The sequence below is a fragment of the Pseudoflavonifractor phocaeensis genome, assembly GCF_021531375.1.
GTDB lineage: Bacteria > Bacillota > Clostridia > Oscillospirales > Oscillospiraceae > Lawsonibacter > Lawsonibacter phocaeensis_B.
Genome location: NZ_JADYTU010000026.1, coordinates 20,500 through 29,309, shown reverse-complemented (window position 1 = coordinate 29,309; position 8,810 = coordinate 20,500). Strand labels below are relative to the sequence as shown.

The 8,810-nt window shown below is 62.6% G+C and carries 7 protein-coding genes and 1 riboswitch; of the genes, 4 read left to right on the top strand and 3 right to left on the bottom strand.

Annotated features, from left to right (window positions below):
* Positions 1–67 precede the first annotated feature (67 nt).
* Positions 68–853, bottom strand: coding sequence for a 23S rRNA (guanosine(2251)-2'-O)-methyltransferase RlmB (rlmB, locus tag I6E39_RS08870; RefSeq protein ID WP_235381241.1), 786 nt, complete (start codon positions 851–853; stop codon positions 68–70).
* Positions 854–1,165: 312 nt separating this feature from the next.
* Between rlmB and ftsH the strand changes: the two genes are divergently transcribed.
* Positions 1,166–3,265 carry an ATP-dependent zinc metalloprotease FtsH gene (gene ftsH, locus I6E39_RS08865; protein ID WP_420908188.1) on the top strand — a complete coding sequence of 700 codons (2,100 nt, stop codon included), beginning with the start codon at positions 1,166–1,168 and terminating at the stop codon, positions 3,263–3,265.
* Positions 3,266–3,352: 87 nt separating this feature from the next.
* Here ftsH and I6E39_RS08860 read toward each other — a convergent pair whose 3' ends face one another.
* A complete protein-coding gene (locus I6E39_RS08860) occupies positions 3,353–4,279 on the bottom strand; it encodes an alpha/beta hydrolase (protein WP_235381239.1) in 927 nt (308 codons plus the stop codon).
* 87 nt (positions 4,280–4,366) lie between these two features.
* Entirely contained in the window at positions 4,367–4,966 is a 600-nt protein-coding gene (locus I6E39_RS08855) for a hypothetical protein (RefSeq protein ID WP_235381238.1), read from the bottom strand.
* 237 nt (positions 4,967–5,203) lie between these two features.
* Between I6E39_RS08855 and I6E39_RS08850 the strand changes: the two genes are divergently transcribed.
* From I6E39_RS08850 to I6E39_RS08840, 3 genes are all read left to right on the top strand, one after another.
* Positions 5,204–5,626 (top strand): PaaI family thioesterase, encoded by a 423-nt coding sequence (locus I6E39_RS08850; RefSeq protein ID WP_235381237.1) that lies wholly within the window; start codon positions 5,204–5,206, stop codon positions 5,624–5,626.
* 77 nt (positions 5,627–5,703) lie between these two features.
* A riboswitch (Lysine riboswitch) is annotated at positions 5,704–5,873 on the top strand.
* A 109-nt stretch (positions 5,874–5,982) separates the two neighbouring features.
* Positions 5,983–7,710: a Na+/H+ antiporter NhaC family protein gene (locus I6E39_RS08845; protein WP_235381236.1), complete on the top strand. Its 1,728-nt coding sequence runs from the start codon at positions 5,983–5,985 to the stop codon at positions 7,708–7,710.
* Between the two features lie 110 nt (positions 7,711–7,820).
* The gene (locus I6E39_RS08840; protein WP_235381235.1) at positions 7,821–8,810 is read left to right on the top strand and encodes a pyruvate kinase; all 990 of its coding nucleotides are present in this window, start codon (positions 7,821–7,823) and stop codon (positions 8,808–8,810) included.

Here is an 8,810-nt window from a genome sequence, read left to right as displayed (position 1 = left end):
CCATATTGTAAACCGTGCGTAGGGGGCGGCGTCCCCGACGCCCCATAATACATCCATAAACTAAAATTTACCCGCCGATTCTCTGGCGCACCGCCTCATACAGCAGCACGGCCGCCGCGGCGGAAGCGTTGAGGGAATTGATCTTCCCGAACATGGGGATGGACACGGTAAAGTCGCAGTTCTCCGCCACCAGGCGGCTCATGCCGTCCCCCTCGCTGCCGATGACGATGGCGGCGGGGCCCTTCAGGTCAGCCTGGTACAGGGAGGTGGTCCCCCCGGCGGCGGTGCCGAAGACCCAGACGCCCTCCTCCTTCAGTTCCTTCAGCAGGGCGGTGATGTTGGGCACCCGGGCCACGGGGACGTGGGCCACCGCCCCGGCGGAGGTCTTGGCTACCACGGCGGTCAGTCCAGCGGAGCGGCGCTTGGGGATGATGACCCCGTGGGCTCCGGCGGCGTCGGCGGTACGGATGACCGCCCCCAGGTTATGGGGATCGCTGAGCTCGTCGCACACCACGATGAGGGGATTCTCCCCCTTCTCCCGGGCGGCGTTGAGAATATCGTCAACGGTGGCGTACTCCCGGACGGCGGCCTGGGCGATGACGCCCTGGTGGGAGTGGGTGCGACTCATGCCGTCCAGCTTCCGCCGGTCGGCGTCCACCACCACGATGCCCTGCTCCCGGGCGGTGGAAGCGATGTGGCCCAGGGTGGCGTCGGTCTCCCCCTTCATGATGAAGATCTTATCAATGGTCACGCCGGCCCGCAGGGCCTCGATCACCGCGTTGCGGCCCTCGATGATCCCGTCGTTTTCCGACTCCACAGGGGCGGAATGGCGCAGGGGCGGTCTTTTGTTCATGGAATCTTTCCTCCGATCCAAAGGTGTTTGACAGATAAAAATTAGTATATCATATTTCAGCCGGAGGTGGAAGTGGCAAATCGTTTCGCCGGCAATTTTTGTTCCCGGACGTTTTCCCGCCTTCACAGAAAGTTTACACCGGCATTTCTTGTTTTTGATGCGGCATTGTGGTATGATACTGTCCAGCATATCCTGCCCAGCAGACAAAAAGAAAGCATATGGAGGTATTCTCCTTTGAAACCTGATAAAGGAAACAACAAAAAGAATGCGTTTGGTCTGGTCACCATCATTCTCTGGGCTCTGGTAGGCACCATGCTGCTGAAGAGCTGCACCTCTTCCTATGCCAGCGCCAACGAGGTCCAGGTGGACTACTCCGTTTTCCACAAATGGGTCGCTGCCGATCTGGTGGAATCGGTCGAGCTGGAAAACAGCAAATACATCATTGAATTGAAGGAAGGGATGGAGTCCGAGGCCGAGGCCTATCTGCCCGAGCCCGAGGAGGGCGCCGGCAACGCCCTCCTGACGCCCATCCAGAATAACAAGGAGACAAAATACGTCACCACCCCGCCTCCCGTGGAGGATGACGGCCTGATCCAGCTGATGAAGGACCACGATGTGGACTTCTACACCGAACCGGTGGACAGCTCCTCCTATTACCTCTCCCTGCTCATCTCCACCCTCCTGCCCATGCTCATCATGGTGGGGCTGATGCTGTTCCTGTTCCGGGGCATCGGCGGCAAGGGCGGCATGGGAGGCATCGGCGGCGTGGGCAAGGCCAACGCCAAGGTCTATGTGGAAAAAAAGACCGGGGTCACCTTCCGGGACGTGGCCGGCCAGGACGAGGCCAAGGAGTCTCTCCAGGAGATCATCGACATCCTCCACAACCCCCAGAAGTACACCGAGATCGGCGCCAAGCTACCCAAGGGTGCCCTGCTGGTGGGCCCTCCGGGCACCGGCAAGACCCTTCTGGCCAAGGCCGTGGCCGGCGAGGCCGGAGTCCCCTTCTTCTCTATCAGCGGCTCCGACTTTGTGGAGATGTTCGTGGGCGTGGGCGCCAGCCGTGTCCGTGACCTGTTTAAGGAGGCCAGCAAGATGGCCCCCTGCATCATCTTCATCGACGAGATCGACACCATCGGCAAATCCCGCGACAACCGTATGGGCGGCAACGACGAGCGGGAGCAGACCCTGAACCAGCTGCTGGCCGAGCTGGACGGCTTCGACCCCGGCAAGGGCGTCATTGTTCTGGGCGCCACCAACCGGCCCGAGGTCCTGGATAAGGCCCTGCTCCGTCCCGGCCGCTTCGACCGGCGCATCACCATTGACCGGCCCAATCTGGCCGGACGTCTGGCCACCCTCCAGGTCCACACCAGGAAGATCAAGCTGGCCGAGGACGTGGATTTGAAAAAGATTGCCCTGGCCACCGCCGGCTGCGTAGGCGCCGACCTGGCCAACCTGGTCAACGAGGCCGCCCTCCGTGCCGTCCGCAAGGGCCGCCGGGCAGTGAATCAGGAGGACCTGCTGGCCTCCTTCGAGTTCGTCATCGCCGGCAGCGAAAAGAAAAATTCCGTTCTCACCGAGTTCGAGCGCAAGCTGGTGGCCTACCACGAGGTGGGTCACGCCATGGTGGCCTACAAGCAGAAAAACGCCGAGCCGGTACAGAAGATCACCATCGTCCCCCACACCGAGGGCTCTCTGGGTTACACCCTGCTGATGCCCGAGGAGGATAAGACCAACCTGCGGACCAAGGAAGAGCTGATGGCCAAGATCGCTGTCTCCATGGGCGGCCGTGCCGCCGAGCAGGTGGTGCTGAACACCATGACCAACGGCGCCTCCCAGGACATCCAGGAGGCCACCAACATCGCCCGGAACATGGTAGCCATGTTCGGCATGAGCGAGGAGTTCGGCATGATGGCCCTGGGCTCTGTCCGCAGCCAGTATCTGGACGGCGGCTACGGTCTGGACTGTGCCCAGGACACCGCCGCCGTCATGGATAAGGCGGTGAAGGCCATTCTGGACGTGTGCTACGCCGACGCGGAGCAGGTCATCCGGGATAATCTGGAGGATATGCACAAGGTGGTGGCCTACCTGCTGGACAAGGAGACCATCACCGGCGGCGAAATGGTGGCCATCATCGAGGGCCGGGATCCCGCCCTGGTGGAGGACGCTTACGCCTCCACCAGACAGCGCGGCCAGAATTCCTTCCGGCCCTCCCAGCCCGAGGGCATCGAGGCCCCCGCCAAGCACATCCACATCGTCAGCGAGGAGATCAAGGCTCCCGCGCCGGAGGACCCGGAGACGGATGAGCCCTCCCCCGAGTCCCCGGACGCTCCCGCCGGCGAGCCCGAGCAGTCCGCTGGTTCCCAAGATCCCGCCCCATCCGCGGACTCTACTGAGCCCCCGGAGAAATCCTGATTCAAAACGGCACCGGAACCCCAGGTTCCGGTGCCGTTTTCTCTCCCACGAAAAACAGGCGGCTGACAGCCGCCTGTTTGTTTTTCATTACAGCTTGGATTCCAGCCAGGCCAGCAGGTCGGCCATGACCTCGTCCCGGTTGAGCTCGTTAAACATCTCGTGCCGCCCCTCGGGGTACAGCTTCACAGACACGTCCCGGCAGCCCGCTTTCCGGAACATCCGGACCACCTTTTCCACGCCCTTGCCCATAGCACCCACCGGGTCCCGGTCGCCGGACAGGAAGTAGACCGGAGTCTCTTTGTCCATCCGGGCCAGATTGTTCCGGTCCGCGATATATTGCAGGCCCCCCATCATATCCCGGAACATGGCCACCGTGGGCATGAACGTACAAAGGGGGTCCTTCAGATAAGCATCCACCACCGCCTCGTCCCGGCTGATCCAGTCGGCGCCGGTGCGGTTGGGGGCAAACTTCTTGTTGTAGGCACCCAGGGACATGGCGTTGACCAGGGGGCTGACAGAGTCTCCGCCCCGGAGGAGGCACAGGCCGCCGGCCAGGGCCTTGCCCAGCGCCACCAGAGGAGCCGGCTCCTGTCCCGTGCCCGACAGGACCGCCCCGTCCACCGTGCCCGGCCACCGGATCAGGTAGGTCCGGGTGAGGAAAGAGCCCATGGAGTGGCCCAGCATCACATAGGGGACCCCGGGGTACTTCTCCCCCTGGAGTTCCCGCAGGCGGCGGATATCCCGGACCACCAGATCCCAGCCTCCCCTGGGGCCGAAATAGCCGTATTTCCCGTCGTCCACGGTCTTTCCGTGGCCCAGGTGATCCTCGCCGCAGACCAGAAAGCCCCGCTCCGTGAGAAACCGGGCCACATGGTCATAGCGGCCCACATACTCCGCCACCCCGTGGACGATCTGGACCACCGCCCTGGGCTGGCCCTGGGGCAGCCACTCCATGGCGTGTACGGTGTGGTTCCCATCGCTGGACGGATAAGAAAATTCCCGCGGCTCCCTCATGGCGCGACCTCGTTTCCGGCCCTTCCCGGAGGAGGGCCTTTTTTCTTAGTTTACTCCAGGGCAGCGGTCCCCGTCAACTCTCTCCCCTTACATCTGCTCCAGCACGGCCCGGATTCCCCGCTGATGGAGGCCGGCATCCTGGGCCAGCTCCCGGCACAGCTCTTCCAGCGCCGGGTCCTCCGCCTCCTTCGCCGCCTCCAGACAGGCCGCGGCCCACCGCTGCTCCCACAAAAACTGCTCCCGAAGGGCCAAACTCAGGTCTCCGCCTCTGGACGGGGCCTCTCCCCGGGGACGGTGACGCCGGCCGGTAGCCAGAAAATAGGCCGCGGCCAGCTGCCGCAGAGCCCGGCGGTGGTCCGCCGCCAGTCCGGTCAGCCGCTGGTCCCGGTTTCCCATCCTGCGGGCCAGTGCGCTTCCCGCTCCCGCGCCCGCCCAGGCCATATCCATCAGGCGCCGCAGCCGCTCCTCCGTCCCGGGCTTCTCCCCTTCCGTTTTCTCCGGAGCGCGCTCTTCCGCCTCCCGGCGGGGGGGCTTTGTTGCCTCCCGGCGTGGCTGCTCCTGCCCGCCGATATCCAGGACTACGGGGCTGTTCTCCTGGTTGGGCATGACCCGCGCCCAGACCCGCCGAAACGTCTCCGGATCAATGTTCCGCCCGTCCAGAGCGGACAGGTCCATTTGCTGTTCCATACGCTCTCCTCCTTTATGGTTGAGTGGTCTTTCCCCCTATTCTATGCGTTTTATAAGGAAACGGGCAACAGACTTTTCCAGCGGATGGGCCCTTCTCCTTTATGGTTGGGTGGTATCTTCCCTGATTCTATACTTTTTATAAGGAAACAGGCAAAGGGCCTTGCTTTCGAAGCAAAATTGTGCTAGAATCCCCGTCCGAAAGTAAATCCTTGCTGAAATCATAAAGGAGAGAGTCAAATGGCCCCCGAACAGCATAATGTTTCGATCATCCGCGCCACCAACACCCCCCACCAGTTCTCCTATGAAAACGGCATCCTGCTCACCGATGTGGAGCCGGGCCGCGCCCGGGGCGAGCTGACCGTGGGCCCCAACAGCATCAACCCCCACGGCAATGTCCATGGCGGCGCGCTGACCACCCTGGCAGACACGGTGGCCGGCTGCTGTGCCTGCTCCGAGGGAGGCAGCTGCGTTACCTCCAGCTTCAGCATGGAGTTTCTCCGTCCCGCCACCGGCTCCAAGATCGTCTGCGAGGCCACGCCCAAGAAGCTGGGCCGCAACCTGTCTGTGATCCAGGTGGTGCTGACCAACGACCAGAACAAATCCGTCGCCACGGGCACCTTTACGTTCTTCATGTTCAGTGAAGAAAGTGAAGAAAACTAAGGATATCGCGGTCTTTTTGCCGAAACGGCCTTGACATCCCTGAAAGTCCGTGATAGGATACTTGCAATTCCAAATTAATATTGGATAGAGGCGCGGTACTCATGCGTACCGGAGGACAAGGCCAGGCAGCCGTCCTTCGGGAGAGGGTGGACCGCCGAAGGTCTTTCGGCCTGCCTGGGCCGGGTGATCTGGGCCGTGGGAGAACATCCCGCGGACTGTCACGAAACAGTGGAGCGCTATCCTGACGTCCCCGGCTGTGTGCGGGGATATCGGCTTTGCCATGGGCGCTTCGGGCCCATGGCTTTTTGTTTCGTGAGACCGGGGGAATACCCCAAAAATATATGGAGGGAATCAAAATGAGAGCGAGAAGATCCTGGCCCGTCCGCGCCATCCTGGTTCTGACGATGGTGCTGGCCCTGGCTACCACTGCCTTTGCCGCCGATCCCACCGAGGAATCGGGCACCAAGATGATCGAGTGTCCCGACTGCGGCGCGGTGGGCATTGTCCTGTCTGAGGAGTGCGAGGCCGTCCCCTGCGATACCTGCGGCGGCGAGGGCTACGTCCGGTCCCCCAGCAATTTCTACAACACAGCCATGTCCCTGCTGCCCCCCATCATCGCCATCGCCCTGGCGCTGATCACCAAGGAGGTCTACTCCTCCCTGTTCATCGGTATTCTGGTGGGTGGTCTGCTGTACTCCAACTTCAGCTTTGAGGGCACCATGCTCCATGTGTTCAGCGACGGCGTCGTCTCCGTCCTGTCCGACAGCTACAACGTGGGCATTCTGATCTTCCTGGTCATCCTGGGCACCATGGTGTGCCTGATGAACAAGGCCGGCGGCTCCGCCGCCTTCGGCCGCTGGGCCAAGGAGAACATCAAGTCCCGGGTGGGCGCGCAGCTGGCCTCCATCCTGCTGGGCTGCCTGATCTTCATTGACGACTACTTCAACTGCCTCACCGTGGGCTCCGTCATGCGTCCCATCACCGACAAGCACAACGTCTCCCGTGCCAAGCTGGCTTACGTCATCGACGCTACCGCCGCCCCCATCTGCATCATCGCCCCCATCTCCTCCTGGGCCGCCGCCGTGTCCGGCTTTGCCGAGGACGGTCAGGGCTTCAGCCTGTTCATCCGCGCCATCCCCTACAACTTCTATGCCCTGCTGACCATCGTGATGATGCTGGGCCTGGTCATCATGGATGTGGACTTCGGCTCCATGGCCAAGTTCGAGCACAACGCCAAGGTCAACGGCGACCTGTTCTCCGGCTCCAATCCCTACGCCATGCTGGACGAGGACATCGACGAGAGCAAGGGCAAGGTCATGGACCTGGTCCTGCCCATCGTGGTGCTGGTGGTATGCTGCGTGATCGGCATGATCTACTCCGGCGGCTTCTTCTCCGGCGCCGGCTTCATCGAGGCTTTCTCCAACTCCGACGCCTCCGTGGGTCTGATGCTGGGCTCCGCCTTCGGTCTGGTCTTTGCTTTCCTGTACTACTTCCTGCGCAAGTCCATGTCCTTCAAAGAGATGATGGGCTGCATCCCCGAGGGCTTTAAGGCCATGGTCCCCGCCATCCTGATCCTCACCTTTGCCTGGTCCCTGAAGGCCATGACCGACTCTCTGGGCGCCAAGTACTTTGTCCGTGACTTCGTCCGCACCTCCGCCACCGGCGTCCAGATGCTGCTGCCTGTCATCGTCTTCGTCATCGGCTGCCTGCTGGCCTTCGCCACCGGCACCAGCTGGGGCACCTTCGGCATCCTGATCCCTATCGTGCAGAACGTGTTCTCCATGGACAACCCCCTGGCCATCATCTGCATCTCCGCCTGTATGGCCGGCGCGGTCTGCGGCGACCACTGCTCCCCCATCTCCGACACCACCATCATGGCCTCTGCCGGCGCTCAGTGCGACCATGTCAACCATGTGTCCACCCAGCTGCCCTACGCCATCTCCTGCGCGGTGATCTCCGGCGTCTCCTACATTCTGGCCGGCCTGCTGGCCAGCAACGGTCTGCCCGGTCTGATCGCCCTGCCGGTGGGCATTGTGCTGATGCTGTGCTTCCTGGTGTTCATGAAAAAGCGTCAGGCCAATTGAGTCCTGTCCCTTGCGGCAGCCCAAAACGGGCTGCCGCTTTTTATATTGACTTTCTTCCCCCGCTGGCGGCATAATCATCTTGACTGTTTTGAGAAGGAGAGAACGCAGCTATGGATTTCTACGGCACACTGGGCGTCTCCTGCTGGAGCCGCGACAAACTGTCCGGGCTGTTCCGCGCCGGGATGACGGGAGCCCGCCTGAATCTGTCTCACATCAGTCTGGCCGACTGCGCCTCCATGCTGGAGCAGGTCTACCGCCCCGCCGCCCAGGCGGCGGGGGTGGACGCCCACCTCATCATCGACCTTGAGGGGCCGGAGCTGCGGGTAGGGCGGCTGCCGCATCCCATTCACCTTAAAGATGGGATGGAGCTGCTTTTGGGCGAGGGAGGCGTCCCGGTGCCCGGGGCGGTCCTCCGGTGTGCCCGGAGGGGGGATCAGCTCTCTCTGGATGACAGCGCCCTGCTGCTGACGGTGGAGCATACGGATGGCCGCGCCCTTACTTGCCGGGTGCTCCGGGGCGGTGTCCTGAACAGCCGGAAAAGTCTGGCCATTCTGGGGGTGCAGCCCGACGTTCCGCCCCTGACCCCCTCGGATCTGGAAAATCTGGATCTGGCCGGCCGGCTCGGGGTCAGCCATATCCTCCAGCCTTTCGTCCGGGGGCAGGAGGACCTGCTGGCCCTGCGCTCCGCGCTGGACCAGCGGGGCCTGGGACATGTTCAGATCATGGCCAAGATCGAGAACCGGCAGGGTCTGGACCACCTGGACGAGATCATAGCCGCCGCCGACCAGATCTGCATCGCCCGGGGGGATTTGGGCAATTCTATGCCTTTGTGGGAGCTGCCCGCCGTCCAGAAGGATATTGCCCGCCGGTGCCGTGAAGCGGGGAGGCCCTTCTGTCTGGTGACCCAGCTGCTGTGGTCCATGGAGCAGCGGCCTGTCCCCACCCGGGCTGAGGTGCTGGACATCTACAACGGAGTGCTGGACGGGGCCTCCTCCCTCATGCTCACCGGGGAGACTGCCGTGGGCAAATACCCCGTGGAGGCCATGGAATATCTGGTGAAAACAGCGGGCCGGGCCCTGGCCCACAGAGGAGGAAACTGA